This is a genomic window from Aquamicrobium sp. LC103 (assembly GCF_001014615.2).
GTDB lineage: Bacteria > Pseudomonadota > Alphaproteobacteria > Rhizobiales > Rhizobiaceae > LBCQ02.
Genome location: NZ_LBCQ02000005.1, coordinates 21,282 through 40,899 on the forward strand (window position 1 = coordinate 21,282; position 19,618 = coordinate 40,899).

Here is a 19,618-nt window from a genome sequence, read left to right on the forward strand (position 1 = left end):
TCGGTTCCTTCCGTGCTGCTTGACGCGTCATATCTCGATGGCGGACGTGTCGTCCGGCGGAGCCGCCATCGCGCGTAGCGCGTCGATATAGGTGGCGAGATCGCCAAGCACCGGGCGGTCGAAAAGGCTCTTCACCGGCAGCTCGATCCGGATCTCGCGCCTGACCCTGCCGATGACGCGCGCGGCGAGCAGCGAATGCCCGCCCAGATCGAAGAAGTGCGCTTCCGTTCCCGGTTCGGGTATCTTCAGAATGTCGGCCCAGGCCGTGGCCAGCATCTTTTCCGTCGGTGTGGAGGCGGGACTGAACCCGGAAGCTGCTGTGGTGCCTGCACCGTCTCCACCGTCCGAGGCGCGGCGCGCGGCGGCCGGCGAGTGTTCGGGTCCGACGGCTGGACGCGGAGCAAGGGGTGCCTGCGGAGCCCATCGCGACACGAGCGCTTCCGGGTTCGCCGTGAACTCCTCCAGCAACGTGCCGATCTCGGCCAGATGAAGATCGAGCGTTTCCGCCTCCAGGACATCCCGCGCATACCGCGCGCTGAATGTCAGCGTTTCGCCGCTGGAGACGTAGAGCGTCAGTGGATAATGGGTCCATTCCTCGAAATTGACCTTGGTGAGGCGGAAGGGAAGGTCGGCAAGCGACTCGGCCGACACGGGGTAGGATTCCAGAATGAGGAGGCAATCGAACAGCGCCGGGGCACGCCCCTGGACTTCGCGCAGCGGATGAAAACCCTGCTCGCTGGCTTCGGCGTGCCGGTTCTGCAGGCCGCCCAGCCATTGACCGAGGCTCGCACCGGGATCGATCTTCACCCGAACGGGAATCGTGTTGATGAAGAGCCCGACCATGTCGTCCGACCCAGCAAGGTCATGCGGCCGGCCTGCGATGGTGTTGCCGAGAAGAACGTCGTCTTCGAAGGTGGTTCGCGCGATCAACAGCCCGACCGCGCCCTGCAGGACGGTGTTCAAGGTGACGCCGTTTGCCTGGCAGAAAGCATCGAGTGCGGCTTTGACGGCAGGCGTGGACGACCAATCACGGCGGGCGAAGTCGCGGCCTTCGCTCGGGGGCAGAAGCCGGGTCGATCCCGGATGGCCGGAGAGATAGGTCTGCCAGAACCGGGCCGCCGCCGCTGCGTTCTGGCGCCTCAGCCAACCGACATAATCCGCATAGGGTCGCCCCGGGGGGAGGAGTGGCGCGCGCTCGTCCTTTCGGACAAGATAAAGCTCGAAGATTTCACGGAGCACGCGCCCCGCCGACCAGCCGTCGAGAATGAGATGATGGTAGCACAACACCATGACGTTCCGTGCGCCACCGCAACGGACCAGATCGAGCCGGGCGAGGGGCGCGCGCTTGAGGTCGAAGGGCTGCCTGCGGTTCGTTTCGAGCAGCTCGGTGAGCCGGAGATCCACTTGTGCATCGTCTGCGTCGCTCCAGTCGAGCGTGCGGAACGGTTGTTCGTTCGATGCGCGATGGACGACCTGGAATGGCGTGTCCCGTTCTTCCCAGTGGAAGGTGGTGCGCAGAACGGCGTGCCGCCTGACGACGTCCTGCCATGCTTGTTCCAGAAGCCCGGCGTCGAGCGGTCCCTCCAGGTAAAGCACCGCTTGTGGCACGTAGAGTCCGTCCCGCGGTTGCAGGGCGCTGTGGAAGAGCAGCCCCTCCTGCATCGGCGTCAGCGGGTAGATGTTCTCGATGGTCTTGTGGCGCTCGGCCGCGGTGGAAGTCTGCGACATGCTCAAAGTTGCTCCAGCAAGGCGTTGAGTTCGTCCTGCCCGAAATCCATGTGAGGGAAGTCGGCTGGGGTGTAACCAGCGCTGTCGTCGGTCAGACAGTGGTCCACCAGCCGCGCGAGGTTGGCCGAAAAACTGCTCGCCAGCTTCTCTATGGTCTCGCGCCGGTGCAAGGTCGGCGCGAAGGTCCAACGCAGGCGCAGGCGATTGTCAACGACGATGGCATTTACCTCGATCTCGACGTCCCGGGCGTTGCGAGCGCCGCGTGTGGACGCCAGCGCCTGCTGGTCGGCGATACGGAACAGCGTATCGTCCGCCACGACATCCGCCTGACCGAGATAGTTGAAGCGGAGTTGGCTGCGCGGCGCCGGTATGTCGATCCCGTGCAGGTAACGTGCCACGCCGTAGCCGATGCCGTGACGCGGTACGCGCCGCAGCGTCTCCTTGACGGAAAGCAGCACCTGTGCCGCATCCGCGTCCGGGGCAGCCTCGAGCCGCACGGGGTAGAGCGAGGTCAGCCAGCCGACGGTCTCCGAAAGGTCGATGTCGTCGAAAAGATCAGCCCGGCCGTGACTTTCCAGGTCGATGCGGAAGCTGGATTCGCCGGTCCATTCGCGCAGGGCGAGTAGGAGCGCGCCAAGCAGCAGGTCGTCGACGCGAACCGGATAGGCTGCTGGAACCTCGCGCAGCAGGCATGCGGTCAGGTCTGCGCCGAGGGCGGTTTCGATGGTTCCGGAAAGTCCCACCGTGTTTTCGCCGTCCGAATGATCCTGAGGAAGTGTGGCGACGGCCGCGTTGCCGACAGCTCTCCAATATGCCGCCTCGTCCGCCGGAAAATCCGTCCTGGCAAGCCGTTCCACCCAGTCCGCGAAGGCGTTGTCGTCGCGGGCAGGCGGAAGTGCCGCTCCCGAGGACAGGCAGCGGTAGGCGAGTTCCAGATCGGCGGCCAGGATGCGCCAGGATACACCGTCGATGATGAGGTGATGCGCGGCGAGTGCGAGAAACTGACCATCCTCGCCACCCTCGACCAACACCGCACCCCAGAGAGGACCGTTCTCGAGGTCGAACGCGGCCTGCAGGCTAGCCGTAGCATCGCGGATTGCTTCATGCGCTGCCGTATCGTTCCGTACGACCTGGAAACATGGAGCGTCACGAGTTTTCGCGACATGCAGCCGGGGACCCTCGGTGCCTGCCCGGAACCTCGCCCGCAGCATCGGATGACTGGCAGACAGGGCCTCGAGGGCGGCCTGGACATTGGCGGGATCGAGGCGCTGCGTCGTCGCGAGAAGCACCGCCTGGTTCCAGTGGACGGGATCTTCAAGTTCGAGCTCGAAGAACCACTTCTGGATCGGGCTCAACGGCATGGTGCCGCTTGCCACACCTTTCGGCGAGGTCGACGTTACCGCGCCTACATGGGCAGCGAGAGCCGCGATCGTGGGATGCTGGAAGATGTCGCGCGGCGAAATCCGAAAGCCCTGCCGTCGCATCCGCGAGACGCTCTGGATGGCGAGAATGGAATCGCCGCCGAGCGAGAAGAAATTGTCGGTGCGCCCGATATCGGGCCGCCTGAGCAGGCTGCTCCAGACCATGGCGATACGGGCTTCTATGTCCGGCTGTGGCAAACTGCGGGTGCCGGAGGCGTCGATCGGCGACGACGGCTTGTGGCCGGACTGTCTCTCGACGAGCCTGCGCCGGCCTTGCGGCAAGGGGAACTGCCCGAGCGGACTGCCGGCCTCGCGCGCGACCGTCTCCAGCCAGGCCGTGAGCGCCTCGGCCATGCCGACGATGGTTTTGCGATCGAACAGGTCGGTCCTGTACTCGATCTTGCAGTCGAGGCCGTGCTCCCCGTCATGAACGATCAGGGAAAGATCGACGCGCGAGGTGCGGTCCGGCAGCCTGACGCGTTCCCAGTCCAGATCAACCGGGCGGGTGGCGTGCTTTTCCTCCGCATGCCAGACGAACATGACCTGGAACAGCGGATTGTGGCTGAGGCTGCGTTGCAGTTCCAGCGCATCGACGACCTTCTCGAACGGAGCATCCTGGTTTGCGAAGGCTTCCAGAACCCTGGTTCGTGCCTGTGAAAGCAGCGATGCAAACGGCAGGTCCGGGTCGCATTCGAGCCGCAGCACCAGCGTGTTGACGAACATGCCGATGAGCCCTTCCAGCGCTGGGTGCGAGCGCTGGGCGACCGGCGTACCGATGAGGACGTCGTTCATGCCGCTGTAGCGGCCGAGCAGGGAGGCGAAGGCGGACAGCACGGTCATGAAGGAGGTCGCGCCGGATTTCACGCCGAGCGCGCGCAGCTCCGCCGCAAGGGGCGCGCCGATTGAGAAGCGCACGCTGTCGCCCGCGTAAGCCTGCACGGGCGGTCGCGGAAGATCCGTCGGCAATTCGAGCAGGGCGGGCGCGCCCTTCAGCGCTTCGCGCCAGTAGGCGAGTTGCGTGCCCATTTCCTGCTCGCGCTGCCATGCGGCGAAATCCACATACTGGACCGGCAGCGCCATCAGCCTCGGCGTTTCCGCCCGGCCAAGATCAGCGTAGAGCTGCGTCAGCTCGCGCACGAGAACATCGACCGAGAGTGCATCGGCGACGATGTGATGCAGCACCAGCAGGAGCGTGTTCCGCTCCTCGCCCGTTTCGAACAGGCATACCCTGAGAAGCGGACCTTCCGCCAGATCGAACGGCTGCCGGGCCTCTTCCATCATCGCGCTTTCCAGGGCTTCGGCGGCGACGGTCCGTGGCGTAAGCCTGAATTCCAGCTTCGGTGCGATGTCGACGAAGGGACGCCCATCTGCCGTCGGGAAGCGGCTGCGAAGAACCTCCTGACGATCGCACAGCAGCATGAAGGCTTGCTCCAGACGCGCGATGTCGAGCGGTCCTCCAAGGCGCACGGCTGCGGGCATGTGATAGGCCGCACTCTCCTCTTCCAGTTGGGCGAGCGCCCATTGGCGCTGCTGCGCGAAGGAGAGCGGAAGGGGCTTGTCGCGGGGCACGCGTTCGATGGAACTCGTCTGCAAGGGCTGGAGCTTGAGGCCTTGATCGATCGCCTCCGCGAAGTCCTTCAGCCGCGGCATCTCGAACAATGTGCGCAACGGTGGAACGGTCTCGAAGATCGGACGCAGCCGTGCCATCATGCGGGCGGCCAGCAGCGAATGTCCGCCCAGTTCGAAGAAATGCCCTTCGCGGCCGACCCGCTGTGCATTGAGGATCTCGCCCCACAACTCGGCCACCAGCGTTTCGGTCGGCGTTCGGGGCGCGTGATGATTTTCCACGCGCGGCGCGTTTTTCGGCTGCGGCAGGCGCTTGCGGTCGACCTTGCCATTGGTGTTGAGCGGGAAGGCGTCGAGCCTCACGAAGGTCGACGGCATCATGTAGGCGGGCAGGCGGCCCGCGAGGAAGCCACGCAGATATACGCCGAAATCGGCTGGCGCATCCGCCGTGGTGCGGCAGTAGGCGACAAGCTCGCCGCCGCGATTCAGCTCCGGCCACAAGGCGACGACCGCCTGCTCGATGCCGGGCGCATCGGAGAGCGCGGCTTCGATTTCACCGAGTTCGATACGGAAGCCACGCAGCTTCACCTGGAAGTCGAGGCGACCGAGATAAAGCATGCTGCCGTCGTCGAGCTGCCTGACCTGATCGCCCGTCTTGTAGAGGCGATGCGAATTCGTCGATGGATCGCCGGCGTGGAAGGGATTGCCGACGAACTTCTCGGCGGTCAGGTCGGGGCGATTGAAATAGCCGGGGCTGAGTCCGACGCCGCCTATGTAGAGTTCGCCCGCAACACCCGCGGGCACCGGTTTCAGGTGGCTGTCGAGAACGTGCAACTGGGTGTTGGCAATGGGGGGGCCGATCGGAATGATCGGTCCCTCGACATGCCGATTCGTGATGCGGAGGCAGGCCGACCAGATCGTCGTTTCGGTCGGTCCATAGAGGTTCCAGAGCTCGCCCTGACCGGCGAGCAGTCGTTTTGCCAATGACGGGTCGAGAGCTTCACCACCGCAGAGTATCTTGAAACCCGCGGGGGCGTGCCATCCAGCATCGGTCAGCAGTCGCCATGTGGCCGGCGTCGCCTGCATCATCGTGGCCGTGCTGTCTTCAAGGAGCCTCGTCAGCTCGACGTCGTCATAAACGGCATGGGCTTCCGCGACGACGAGCCGCCCGCCGACGATCAGCGGCAGCAGCAATTCCAGCGTCGCGATATCGAATGCCGGGGTCGTGACGGCAACGAAGATGTCGTCGGCCGTCATGCCGGGCTCGCGGGCCATGCTGTTCAGCAGGTTGACGAGGCTGTCCTGCCGGATCGGGACGCCTTTCGGCCGGCCGGTCGAGCCCGAGGTGAAGATCACATAGGCGAGATCCGCCGGGCTCACCCGGCGGGCGGGGTTCTCCGCGTCGTTCTCAGCGGTTGGCGCGGCCGGTTCAAGGCCGAGCATCGGGCAGGGCGGCTGGCCGGCGATGGCCGCGATACCGGCTGACAGCTCGCCATGAAGCAGCAGGGAGGCCTCACCATCCTCGAGTGACTGTCGCAGCCGATCCGCCGGGTGGGCCGGGTCGAGCGGTATATAGGCCGCGCCGATCTTCAGAATGGCCAGAATGGCAACGACCAGCTCCTCCGAACGGGGCAGGCAGATCGCGATGCGCGGCTGCTCGCGATGCGACGCCAGAGCGGCGCGGATGCGCGCGGCCAGACGGTTCGCTGCAGCGTTCAACTCGTCGTAGCTGAGCGCACGGTCGCCGCAACGCACTGCCTCCGCCGATCCGCGCTCGCGCACGCTCGCCTCGAAAAGTGTGGCGACGTCCTCCCCCGGGAAGGGCACGGTCGTGTCGTTGAGCGCGACGCGCCGCTCGTGCTCGCGCGGGCCAAGCAGGTCGATGGCGTGCAGCAGCTTTGTCGGCGCAGCCACTGCCGCCCCGAGCAGGGTCGCGAAATGATCGCTCAACCGGGCAATGGTGGCGGGATCGAAAAGATCGGTCCGATATTCGAGGACGCCGCGATAGGCGTCGCCCTCATACATGTCGAGGCCGAGATCGAACCGGGCAGCCCGGTTCGAGCAGTCGATCTGAGAAAGCTCCATGCCTGGCACCGAGAATTGCCGGCGCTCCGTATTGTGCAGGACCAGCATGGCCTGGAAGACGGCGTTGTGGCCCAGGCTGCGTTCGACGCCGAGCGCATCGACCACGCGTTCGAACGGGACGTCCTGATGAGCGAATGCATTCAATGCCGTTGCCCGCACGCGTCGAAGCAACGTCTCGAACGTATCGTCATCCGCGATGCGTGTGCGCAGGACGATGTTGTTGACGAACAGGCCGACCAGGTCGCGCAGTTCGGGGCGCTCGCGGTTCGATACGGTGGAGCCGACGCAGATGTCGTCGGAGCCGCTGTAGCGGTGCAGGAGATATTGGAACGCCGCCAGCAGCACCATGAAGGGCGTCACGGCGTGCTCGCGGGCGGTGCGGTCGATCGCGGCCGAGATCTCGGCGCTCAGGCTGAAGGCATGGCGCGCGCCATCGAAGCTCTGGACGGCGGGCCGGGTGCGGTCCGTCGGCAATTGGAGGAGTTGCGGCGCGTCGGCAAGCTCCGTTTTCCAGAAGGAGAGCTTTTCCTCGTAATCCGTCTCGTGCTGCCGCTGCCACGCGGCATAATCCGCATACTGGATCGAAAGGGGCGGCAGATTTTGCGCGGCCGGTTCCTCGTCACCGCCATAGAGCGCGATCAGCTCGCGGATGATGGTCTGGAGCGACCAGTAATCCACGGCGATATGATGGAAGACGAGAGCCAGTACATGCTCATCGGAAGTCAGCCTGAAGAGCCGCCGATGCAGAAGCGGGCCCTGCGCGAGATTGAACGGTTGCGCGACCAGCTCGTTCAGCTTTCCTTGCAGCCTGTCCTCGTCGGCGCCGATATCCTCGATCGCGAGCGGCATCGATGCTGGAGGATCGATCACCTGTGTCGGGAAGCCTTCGCGCGTCACGAAGCGTGTCCGCAGGCTTTCGTGACGCTCCACCAGCGCTTCGAGGCAGGCAGCGAGCCTGTCCACATCCAGCACGCCGCGCAGCCGGATCGCGACGGGAACCGAATAGAGGCTGGTTCCGGGCCGCAGATGATCGACGAACCAGAGACGCTCCTGGGCGAAGCTCAGGGGGAAGCTACGTGCGGGGCGGTTCTGCTTGCGTTGCAGCATGCGCGCCAGCAGGGCGCGCTTCTCTTCGGCCGACAGGCTGGTGAGATCGCGGTCGCTCATCGGGCTTCCCCTTCCTCGTCGAGCAACGTGGCAAGCATCTCGTCCACATCCGCATCGGCCAGCTCGGCGATGTCCTGAGTGCGGGCAAGGGTCGGGATTGCCTTGGATTCTACGGCGGGCTGGCCAGCGGCGACCAGCTTCGCCTGAGCGCGCGGGGTTAGCGCGCCGAAAAGCTGCGCGATCGTCAACTCGGCGGAAAACTCGCGGCGCAACTCGGTCAGGAGCTGCATCGCCGTCAGCGAATTGCCGCCGGCTTCGAAGAAATTGTCCGTCACGCCGATCGCCGGATTGTCGAGAAGCCGCTGCCAGAGTTCGACGATGCGCGCTTCGTCCGCCGTGTCGGGCTCCACCGCCTCGCGACGACGCCGGCCGGGCTCGGGCAACGCCTTCCTGTCCACCTTGCCGTTTGCGGTGAGCGGCAGGCGATCCATGATCACCACGTCGCGCGGGATCATGTAGGCGGGCAGACGCTCGGCCAGGAACGTGCCAAGTCGCTCGGAAAGGGGCGCCGCGCCGGATGAATTTGCCGCGGCATGCCAGGTCTGGTTCCAGGCGGGATCGATTGCCCCTCCGCACAGGGCGTGAACGATTTCATGATCGGATCCGAGATCAAGGACTCGGGCGATTTCGGAGAAATCCGCACCACCGACCGGGCAGAGCCCGATCGCGAATTCGGGAGCGTGCATCATCAGCAACTGACCCATATAGCCAGCTTCGAGCAGGCAGAAATCGCGCGCGCGGTCGCCATATAGGTGCGTCATGGCTGGCAAGTGTGCTGCGAGCAGGATGGAGAATCCGCTATCGCCGGCGAGATCGGCTGAACTGCCGAAAAGCCGTTCGAGAGGCGCATTGGCCCCGAGCGGGCAGTCGACCGGCATGCGTACGAGATCGTGACGGTCCGGATGGTAGTAGTACCAGCCGCCGTTGATGCTATCGAAGCGGTCTTCGCGCACCATCACATAGGTCTGGATCGGGTAGATGCTGCCGGCGGACGGATAGGCGTATTTGGGCAGTGGTGCGCCGGTCGGGGCGACCGTGCCAAGGGCGGCCAGAAGCCCGCCCAGAAGATCGGGCCCGAGCCGACGGTCGAGAAAACGTCTGTGGCTTTGCCGACCGACATGCAGTGCGCCAGGCTTCGGCGCGTCGGGCAGGGCGATGCGCTCTTCGTCCTGTGACGGCGTTCGCAGCGCCATGCGCTCGGCCTTCATCTCGAAGCGCGATGGTCCATTGCCGCCTTGCAGGCGTGGCACCACATGTGCGACCAGGCTCGATGGCGAGCCCATGGCGGACACCACGGCTTCCGAGATGCCGTCATGCTGCAGGAGATGCGCTTCGATCTCGCCCAGTTCGATGCGGAAGCCGTTGATCTTGACCTGGAAATCCTCGCGGCCGAGGAATTCCAGGAAGCCGTCGCCGCGCAGGCGGCCGAGATCTCCGGTGTTGTAGAGCATGAGCGCGCCCTGCGCCGCCTCCTCTGCCGTCGCAAAGCGATCCGGCACGAATTTTTCGGCCGTGAGCGCCGGCTGCCGCCAATAGCCGCGGGCAACGCCCATGCCGCCGATGAAGAGCCGGCCGGGCACCCAGGGCGGGCAGGGCTCGCCCTCTTCGTCGAGCACATACCAGCGCTGGTTCGCGAGCGGATAGCCGTAGGGGATGCTCGACCATTCCGGCGCGATGGCTTCGACGGGATAGAAGATCGACCAGATCGACGCCTCCGTGGCGCCACCCAGACTGACGATTCCGGCCGCCGGAATCAGTTCACGCAGCGTGTCGGGCAGGCCGAGCGGAATCCAGTCTCCGCTCATCATGATCAGGCGCAGCGGCACTGTCGGCGCGGTTCCTTTCATCTCTGCAGCGAGAAGCTGGGCCAGCGCCGGGACGGAGTTCCAGATGGTGACGCGATGGTCGCGGAGCAGCTGCGGCCAACTCGCCGTCTCCTTCGCCTCCGTCGGGGTCGGGAAGACGATCGCGCCGCCCACGGCGAGAGGCCCGAAGATGTCATAGACCGATAGGTCGAAACTCAGCGACGAGAGGGCAAAGAAACGGTCTTCCGCGCCGATCGCGAAACGGCGGTTGATGTCGAGCACCGTGTTCATCGCGCCGCGATGGTCGATCATCACGCCTTTCGGTCGGCCGGTGGAGCCCGAGGTGAAGATCACATAGGCAAGGTCGGTGGGGCGTGTCGCAACGGGGCGTGGCTGCGCGCCCGCCTCTTCCGGAACGGCCACCCGCTCGACATTTGCGGGCCAGTCGCTGTCCGCCGAGATCACCACGGAGGCCGCCGTGTCCTCGATCAACTGCCAGCGGCGCTCGCGCGGCAGATCCGGATCGATCGGCACATAGGCCGCGCCCGCTGCCAATATGCCCATGCAGGCGATCGCCTGGTCGGGACCTTTCTCCAGGGAGATGGCGACAAGCCGGTTCGGCTGCGCACGGCGCTCTTGCAGGGCGGCAGCAAGCGCGAGCGCCCGTCCCGCAAGCTCGCCATAGCTGACCTCCACGCTGCCGCCGATGACCGCGACGCGTTCCGGCCAGCGTTGCGCGCAGTCGAAAAATGCCTCGTGCAGCAGCTTGCCGCTTCCCTCCAGAGTCTGCGTTGCGGCCTGGTTGAGCATGTCGAAGGGCTCGCTGGCGACGAGGTCGGGCATTCGGCGCCAGCTTTCCGCATCCGTCGCGAGGCTGCGGAGAAAGCGCTCATAGGTGGAGAACATCGCATCGAGCATCCCCTGCGGGAACAACTCCTCGATGGCGTCCCAATTGAAGACCAGCGCGCCCTGCTCTTCGGCGACCTGATGGTCGAGATAGACCTGTGGCGTCTGGCTGACGCTGTTGACCAGACGCGCCCCGAGCGGGCTGCCGCCGTCGCTGGCCTGTGCCTGGTTGAGCACGCTGGTGAAAACCACCGGCATCAGGGCCGAGGCGGCGCGACCCTGCCGCTGCATCAGGTCGCGCAGGACACGCACGCCGCTGACCGAGCGATGGTCGAGATCGTCCAGCAGACGCTCCTGCAGACGTCGCGCGCGCGAGACGAAAGCGTCACGCCCGGAGAAATCGGCGGCCAGCAGCAACGAGGCGGTGAAGTCACCGACGATCGATCCGACATCGGGATGCACCGGCTCGCGGCTGAAGAGCGTCAGGTTGAGGGTGAAATGCGATTTGCGGCTCCAGCGCGCCAGGACCTCGGAGAAGGCGGCCAGGACTGCGCTCGTCGGCGTCAGGCCTGCTTCCGACGCACGTTCCTTGAACTGCGCCCAGTCCTTGGCCGAAAGGGTTGCGCTACGTCGGCGGAAGTGTGGCGTTGCGATCTGCGACGGGGCCTTGGCCAGCGGAAGCTCCGGCGACGGCGGCAGGGTTTCCAGCCGCGCTCGCCAATGCTCCACGGCACGGCGATGGCTTTCAGACCCTTCGAGCGCCCGCTCGGCGAGCACGTAATCCCTGAAGGTGAGTTCGAGCGGCGGCAACTCCTCGCCCGCCAGCAGCACGGCAACCTCGCGTGCCATCAGCTTGAACGACCAGGCATCGCCGATCAGCACATCGAAGCCGACGAAAAGGCGCGTCGTGTCATCGTCGAGCCGCGCCGCCTCGATGTGGAACAGCGGCCAGCGGCTCGGTGCGAACATCTGATGCGAGAGGCGCTCGCGAATAACCGCAAGGCGGTCGTCGCGTTCGGCGTCGGCGCGCAGATCGGTGACGGCGACCGCGTAAGGCGGCACATCCTCCAGCACGCGCTGAGAGCCATCGGCATCCACCACCGCGCGCAACATGTCGTGCCGTGCAATGAGTTTACGAAGAGCCGCTTCAAAGGCTTCGAGGTCCAGCCCGTCGACATCGAATTCGCGATAGCCGTGCGAGCCGACATTGCCCAGCTCGAAGCCTCCGTTCCGTCCCAGCCAGTAGGCCTGCTGGATGTCGGTCAGCGGGAATGGTTCGAAGCGCGACGAGGGATCGGGCACAAGTTGCGGTCGCGCAGCCGCGGACGCGTTGTTTCGTTCCTCCACGGCCTCGGCAAGCCGCGCCACGGTCGGACGTTCGAAGAGCGTCTTGAGCGGCAGGGAAATCGCAAATTCGGCCTCGATCCGCGCGATGATGCGGATCGCCAGCAAGGAATGTCCGCCGAGATTGAAGAAGCCGTCATGCACGCCGATCTCCGGCACGCCAAGCACGTCGGCCCAGATGCCCGCGAGCCGTGCCTCGGTTTCATTGCGCGGGGCAACGAGTTCGTGGCGCCCGGTGCCGCCGATCCCAGGCAGCGCCTTGCGGTCCACCTTGCCGTTGGGCAGGTGCGGAAGCGTATCAAGGCGTTGCCACAAGGTCGGGACCATATGGGAAGGCAGGTCTCGCGCCAGCGCGTCGCGCAGCTCCTGTTCGCGGACCTGTTCACCGGCTTTCGGGGAAAAATAGGCCGCGAGCTGGCGGTCGGGGCTTGCCGCGTCGCCGGTGGCGATGACGACGGCTTCCGCCACCTGCGGGTGCTTTTCGAGACGGTGCTCGATCTCGCCCAGCTCGATGCGGAAGCCGCGGATCTTCACCTGATGGTCGATACGTCCGAGGAAATCGAGACGGCCGTCGTGACGTTGCCTTACCCTGTCGCCCGTGCGGTAAAGGCGCAGTGTTTGGTCGCCGAACGCGGCGGAAACGAACCGATCGGCGGTCTGTTCCGGACGATTGAGATAGCCGCGCGACAATCCCGCTCCAGCCAGCCAGAGCTCGCCGGCAAGGCCTTTCGGCCGCAGCCGCCCGGCGCGATCGAGAACGAGCGCCGTCGTCCCGGGCAGGGGCCGACCGATGGGAACCGCCCCGCCGCCATAGGCGTCGCCGTGAAGCGCTGCTCCGGTCGAGTATGTCGTGTCTTCCGAGGGGCCGTAGAGGTTGTAGATCTTCAGGCCGCGTGGATCGCTTTTCAGCGATTCGAGGAGCGCCGGCGGCAGGGGCTCGCCCGCGAGGTTGACCGTTCGCACACCGGTGCTCAGTTCGTCCTTGCGCAGCAATTCGCGCAGAAGGCTCGGCACGGTGTTCACCAGGGTGACGCCGACGGCAGGGTCGAGCCGGGGCAGGCTCAGGAGATTGTCGACCAGCACGACCTTACCGCCCCACGAGAGCGGCGCGAAAATCTCGAACACGGAAAGATCGAAGCAGACGGAGGTCGAAGCGAGCACGCCGGCGAGTTCGTCGGCCGAATATTGTTCCGCCGCCCAGAACATGCGTGCCACCGCGTTGCGATGCTCGATGGCGACGCCCTTGGGCCGGCCCGTCGAGCCGGATGTGTAGATGATATAGGCGAGGCCATCGGCCGTACCGCGATCGACGGGTCCCGTTGCCGGGACGATATCGCCGAATTTCAGTGTCTGCAGCGGGCGCTCCGATTTGAAGGGCAGGGTCTCTCCGTCGCAGACAAGCATGTCGATGCCTGCGTCGCCGGCGATGAACGCGAGCCGTTCCTGCGGATAGTCCGGGTCCAGCGGCACATAGGCCGCGCCGGCCTTCAGTATACCGAGAAGCGCGGCGACGAGATCCGGCGTGCGCCGCATGCACACTCCGACGCGGTCCTCGACCTCGATGCCGGCGGCGATGAGCTGCGTGGCGACGGCATTCGCCCGCTTCATGAGCTCCGCATAGGTGAGAGAGGCGTTGCCGTCGGTGATGGCGGCCGCGTCCGGTGTCCGCTCGGCCTGCGCACGCACGAGATCGTGCAGGCGAAGCTCCGCGGGAAGGTCCGGCATCGGAGTGGAAGCCTCCGCCAGTGCCGTCGCGACTTCCCCGCCAGTCAGAAGGGAAATGCGCGACAATGCGCGATCGGGGTTGTCGAGGAGCGTAGCCAGAAGTCGCTCGTAACGTTCGGCGAGCAGCGCAACGGTGGAGGCGTCAAACAGGTCGGCTGAATATTCGATGCGGCCGCCTATTTCGGGATCGCGGTCCTCGAGATTGAACCTGAGCTCGTATTTGACCTCCTCGTCTTCCATGGCGAAAGGCTCGACCGTAAGATCGCCGAGGGCGGGCGAGGAAATGACGGAATGCTGGAGGTCGAATTTCGCCTGAAACAGCGGCGTCATCTCATTAAGCCGTCGTTCGGGATTGAGCGCCTCGACAAGGCGCTCGAAGGGCAGGTCCTGATGCGCCAACCCGCCGCGAACGACAGCGCCGACGCGCGCAAGCACGCCTTCGAAATCGGGATCGCCGCCGAGATCCGTGCGCAAAACCAGCGTGTTGACCAGCGGTCCCATGATCGCCTGCGTCTCGGGACGATCGCGGTTGGCCACCTCCGAGCCGACGACGATGTCGTCGCTGTCGGAACAAAGATGCAGCAGGACCTTGAAGCCGGCGAGCAATACCGTGAAGAGGCTGACGCGCTTTGCGCGGGCGAATGCCCGTAGCCGTGCCGAGAGCGCTGGATCGAAATGCACGGGATGAAGTGCGCCGCGCGTGCTCGCCGTGGCTCCCCGGGGGCGGTCGAAGGGCAGTTCCAGGACCGGAAGATCGTCCGCCAACTGGGACGTCCAGTAGCCGAGTTGCTGGTCGAGGCGTTCGCCCCGTAAAGTTTTCCTCTGCCACAGCGACCAGTCCAGATATTGTACCGGCAGGTCCGGCAGGCCGCTGGCGTCCCCGGCCTGATAGAGAAGCGATAGGTCGCGCACGAAAAGGTGCAGCGACCACCGGTCGCCGGCGATGTGATGGAGGCCGAAGGCGAGGAGATGGTCGTTTTCGCCGAGGCGCAGCAGAGCGGCGCGCAGCGGCGGGCGAGAGAGGTCGTAAGGAGCGCCGATCAATCGCGCGACATAGTTGCGCGCGGCCTGCTCGGGCCTCGCTTCGCCGGCAAGATCGACATAGTCGAGCGCAGCCGGACCCGACGGCTCGACACACTGCCGTACTTCTTCGCTTTCGGAGAGAACGAAGCGCGTGCGTAATGGCTCATGACGCATCGCAAGCGCATGAAAAGCGCGGTCGAGGCGCGCGCGGTCGAGCGCTCCGCGCAACCGCAGCACGGTCTTCATGTTATAGGCCGTGTTGTCGGGCTCAAGCCGCTGCATGAACCAGAGGCGCTGCTGCGCGAAGGAAAGCGGCGCCTCGGAAAGACCCGCCGGGCGTGGCGCTATCGTTTCCCGCAACCCGTCCGCAAGGCCCTGTTCGGCAAGTCTTCGCTCAAAAAGGGCTCGCCGCTCGGGCGAAAGCGTGGAGAGCTTGTTGTAAAGTTCGTTCACTGTCCGCCAGCTCCCGCTATCTGCTTTCTTACCTGCTGATCCGAAAGACCCTCGACCTCGGCCAGGAGGGCGGCCATCGCGTCCAGCTCCGAGGCTTGCGGCAAACGCGCGGCAATGGCTTGCGCGATGCCCGCGGCGGTGGGGTTCTCGAAAAGCAGCTCGCGCATCTCGACGTCGACGGGGAACGCCTGTCGAAGCCTCGCCACCACGCGAATGGCGAGCAGCGAATGGCCGCCGAGCTCGAAGAAGCCGTCCTCCACGCCGATGCCGTCTATGCCGAGAAGCTCTTCGAGGATGTTCACCACCGTCGCCTCGACCTCATTGCGCGGCGCGACATGGTCTATAGGCAGGTCGGGTCGGCGGTTGCGACCCGCTTCGACGGGGCTGTCATGCAGGTCGATTCGGTTGCGCTGGCGATCGAGTTCGCCGTGCGCGATCGCAAACTGGCCACCCCATCCCGCTTCGATCAGCCCGCGAGTAACGTCCCAAGCGACATCTGCCTCCACCGCGAAGGGATTGGCGACGTGCCGCTCCCCGTCATCGGCGGAATGGTTCAGCGCATAGTTGACGACGAGCCACGTGCAGGAAGCACCACGGCTTTGGCTTGCCGCCAGCATTTCAGCCTCGCGATAACCGGCGGCATAGGCACCCAGACCGAACCCGCCCACGACGGTCGAAAGCGAGGACTGGATGCAGCAGAAGCCGATCCTGCGATCGCCCAGCGCCTCGGCAAGAGCGCGAACCGGTTCGACCGTCGAGCGCCGGTTGAACGCCCAATGGTTCCGTTCCATGATCGCCAGAGGCGCGATCGCCTCGGGGCTGATCAGCGAGATGCTAAGAAAGACGCCGTCGATGCGGCCCCATCTTTCGTCGATCTCGGTCAGCGCGGCGCCAAGCGCGATGGGGTCGGCGCAATCGATCCGATGCTCGACCAATTCGACGCCCGCAGGGGCCGGGCAGTCCGGAGCGCCGATGTCGTGCAGCCACGCAATGCGGCTCCCTTGTATCGAGGCGAGGCCGTGGGACCAGATGCGGCCGAGGCCTTCCGCGATGTTGCCGACGATGACGAAGACGCCGCCCTGGCGAAGGCGCGGGGGCCTTGCCGCACTCTCGGGCAGGCGATGTGTGGCAAAGTCCAGCGCCCAGCGATGGGTTCCGCGCCTCGCGACGATACGCTCGGATGCGCCCAATTCGTCACGCAGCCACTCGGCCTGTTTTGCCGGCACGGCATCGGAGCCGGGCTCCAGGTCGACGAGACGGCAGGAGACCCACGGATATTCCTGGTCGATCACCTCGAGCAGCCCGGCGGTTGCCGCCTGTGCGGCGTCCAGGGCTTCATCGCCGGTGACGTCGGTGGTTCCGCGCGTGACGACGGTGAGGCTCAGGGGACGCTCGGCGGCCGCCACGGCGTCAATCAGCCATTGTAATGCATGGGCGGGGTCGAAGGCGTCGTCTGCGGCGTGATCGGCCAGTGGCCAGAGATAGACGATATGATCCGGGCTTGCATCGCGCTCCTCCAGGGCCCGTAGCAGGGATCGAAGGCCCTGCTTGTCGTGCGCCGGGACCGTGAAGCCGCGATAGCCGCTTTCCTCGAGGGCGGCAGCGGGCGTTGCGCGATAGGCATCGCCGCCGCCGCGCTCGATCAGCCCCGCAAGCGCGCCGCCGATGACGCCATCGTCGCAGATGAACCAGCGGCCGCGGCCGGCATGGCCGGGGGCAGGCGGCAATCTGTGCCAGCTCGGGCGATAGAGCGTCGGACCCGCGGCAGTAGCCGTGCCCTTGCGGGGCTCTCCCGTCGCCTGTCGGATCCCATCGGGATCGACCCAGAAACGCTGGCGCTGAAACGGGTAGGTCGGCAGCGGCACTCTGCGGCGCGCGCCGGTGCGGGGCGATGAGAGCCGTCCGCCCGCCTGCCAGTATTTGCCCGCAGCGGCAAGCAGCCGCGCCGCCTCGTCTCCATCTCCGTTGCCGAGCGCTGGAATGATGCGCGCATTGGCCGGCGCTTGGAGCGCTGTGAGCGTGGATAGGGCATTCCCGGGGCCCATCTCGATGAACACCGCATCGCCGAGCGAGAGCAAACGCTGCGTGCCCTGAGAGAAGCGCACCGTGCCGAGCAGGTGATCCGCCCAATAGGACGGGTCGGTTGCCTGTTTCTCCGTCAGCCAGTCGCCGGTGACGTTGGAGATCACGGGAATGGCAGGGGCATTGAGTCGAACTCCGGCGACGATTTCCCGGAACGCCATGGCCGCGTCACGCATCATCGGCGAATGGAAGGCGTGCGACGTCCGCACCGGCCGGCCCGCCAGTCCCGCCTTTTCGAGCCGGTCGCGCAACTGCCCGATCGCGTCCGCCGGGCCCGCGACGACGCTCACGCCGGGCGCGTTGACGGCGGCCAGTGCGATGTCGTCACCCAGCCATTCGTCTATCGACCCGTCGGGGTGCATGATCGCGAGCATTGCTCCGGCCGGCGCCTGCTGCATCAGCCGGCCCCGTTCGGCCACCAGCCGGAGTGCCGTGTCGAGATCGAAGACGCCGGAGAGGCAGGCGGCGACATATTCGCCGATGCTGTGGCCGTGCATCGCGCGCGGCGCGACGCCGAATGAAGACCAGGCCTGGGCAAGTGCATATTCCATCGCGAACAGCGCAGGCTGTGCCAGCTCCGTTCGATGAACCTCGTCGGTTCCCGCGAACAGTGCCTGCCGGAAATCGCGCCCAAGCAGTTCGTCGAGCCGTTCCGCACATGCATCGAAATGCTCGCGGAAGGCAGGGAAGCCCGCGTGGAGTTCGCGGCCCATCGCGGCATGCTGGCTGCCTTGACCGGGAAAGAGGAAGACCGCCGGCGGAGTAGCTTCGGGCGACGCGGCTGAAAAATCCCCGAGAGCACGCAGTTGCGCCGCGGCCGATTGTGCCGAGCTCGCGACGATGGCCTGCCGATGCGTGAAGGCACGGCGACCCTCGCGCAGCGTGTGCGCGACATCGGCGAGCGACGCATGAGGCCTGCCTTCGAGATGCGAGGCGAGCGCCGACACCGTTTCGCCAAGGGCATCCGGATTGCGCGCCGAGAGGAGGAGGAGTTGCGGAGACGTGTCGTCCGCGGCGCGATCGCTTGCGGGCGCTTCCTCGAGGATGAGATGCGCGTTCGTGCCGCCAATGCCGAATGAACTGACGCCGGCGCGGCGCGGCAGCGAAGGCGCGGCTTCCCAGTCGCGCAGCCTGTCGTTGACGATGAAGGGGCTCGCGGCGAAATCGATCTGCGGGTTGCCTGCCTCGAAATGGAGGCTCGGCGGCAGCTTGCGATGGCGCAGCATCAGCACCGCTTTGATGAAGCCCGCGACACCGGCCGCCGTATCGAGATGGCCGATATTCGTCTTGACCGAGCCCAGCGCGCAATAGCCGCGCCGGTCGGTGTGACGGCGGAATGCCTGGTTGAGCGCGGCGAGTTCTATGGGATCACCGAGCGGCGTTCCGGTCCCGTGCGCCTCGACATAGCCGACCGTGTCGGCCGAGATGCCGGCTGCATCCTGCGCAGCGGCAATCACCGCCGCCTGGCTGTCGACCTGCGGGGCGGTGAAGCTGGCTTTCAGCCCGCCATCGTTGTTGATGGCCGATCCGCGGATGATCGCGTCGATCGTGTCGCCGTCGGCAAGCGCGTCCTCGAGCCGCTTCAGCGTCACCACGCCGACGCCGCTGCCCGGGACCGTGCCCGCCGCCTTTGCATCGAAGGCGCGGCAATGGCCGTCCGCGGAGAGGATGCCGCCTTCGCGGGCCTGATAACCATATTGCCAGGAAAGGCCGACACCGCCTGCGAGCGCCATGTCGCATTCGCCGGCAAGCAGGCTCTGGACGGCCATATGTATGGCTACGAGCGAGGACGAGCAGGCCGTCTGCACGGTGACGCCCGGTCCGCGCAGGTTCAGTTTGAAGGCCGTGCGCGTCGCGAGGAAATCCTTGTCGTTGGCGACGAACAGCTCATACCGGCTGACCGATTCGCGGATGCGCGCATTGTCACGGAGGTTGAACAGATAGGTGTTCATGCCCGACGAGGCATAGACGCCGATCGCGCCTCGGTAACTGTCAGCGGAATAGCCCGCCGTCTCCAGCGCCTGCCAGGCGCATTCGAGGAAGAGGCGCTGCTGCGGATCCAGGATCTCCGCCTCGCCAGGACTGTAGCCGAAGAACGATGCGTCGAAACGATCCGCCTCCTCAAGGGGCGCGCCGGCCCGGACGAAGTCCTGCTGCTCTATATGTTCGGCGGAAAGGCCCAGGGCGATGAGCTCCTCGTGGCTCCAGCGCCTGATGGATTCCCGCCCTTCGGTGAGATTGCGCCAATAGGCAGCGAGGTCCGGCGCACCGGGAAACCGACCCGCCATGCCGATGACGGCGATCTCCAGCCCCGAGTACTCCTCGCGCGTTGAGCTTGTCATGGCATCATGGTCCTTGTGCGGGGCGGAACCC

Annotated in this window: 4 protein-coding genes; all 4 read right to left on the bottom strand. The window is 65.8% G+C overall.

What is annotated here, in order from left to right; all coding sequences use genetic code 11:
- Positions 1-27: 27 nt before the first annotated feature.
- From XW59_RS10890 to XW59_RS10905, 4 genes are read right to left on the bottom strand one after another with little or no spacing between them, the layout of a single operon-like run.
- The gene (locus XW59_RS10890; RefSeq protein WP_047145254.1) at positions 28-1,728 is read right to left on the bottom strand and encodes a condensation domain-containing protein; all 1,701 of its coding nucleotides are present in this window, start codon (positions 1,726-1,728) and stop codon (positions 28-30) included.
- A gap of 2 nt (positions 1,729-1,730) precedes the next feature.
- Positions 1,731-7,967, bottom strand: coding sequence for a non-ribosomal peptide synthetase (locus tag XW59_RS10895; RefSeq protein ID WP_047145253.1), 6,237 nt, complete (start codon positions 7,965-7,967; stop codon positions 1,731-1,733).
- Positions 7,964-15,163, bottom strand: a complete 7,200-nt coding sequence (locus XW59_RS10900; protein ID WP_047145252.1) for a non-ribosomal peptide synthetase — start codon at positions 15,161-15,163, stop codon at positions 7,964-7,966. Before XW59_RS10900 ends, XW59_RS10895 begins: the two co-directional genes overlap by 4 nt.
- A complete protein-coding gene (locus XW59_RS10905) occupies positions 15,160-19,587 on the bottom strand; it encodes a type I polyketide synthase (RefSeq protein WP_137327010.1) in 4,428 nt (1,475 codons plus the stop codon). Before XW59_RS10905 ends, XW59_RS10900 begins: the two co-directional genes overlap by 4 nt.
- Between the last annotated feature and the right edge of the window lie 31 nt (positions 19,588-19,618).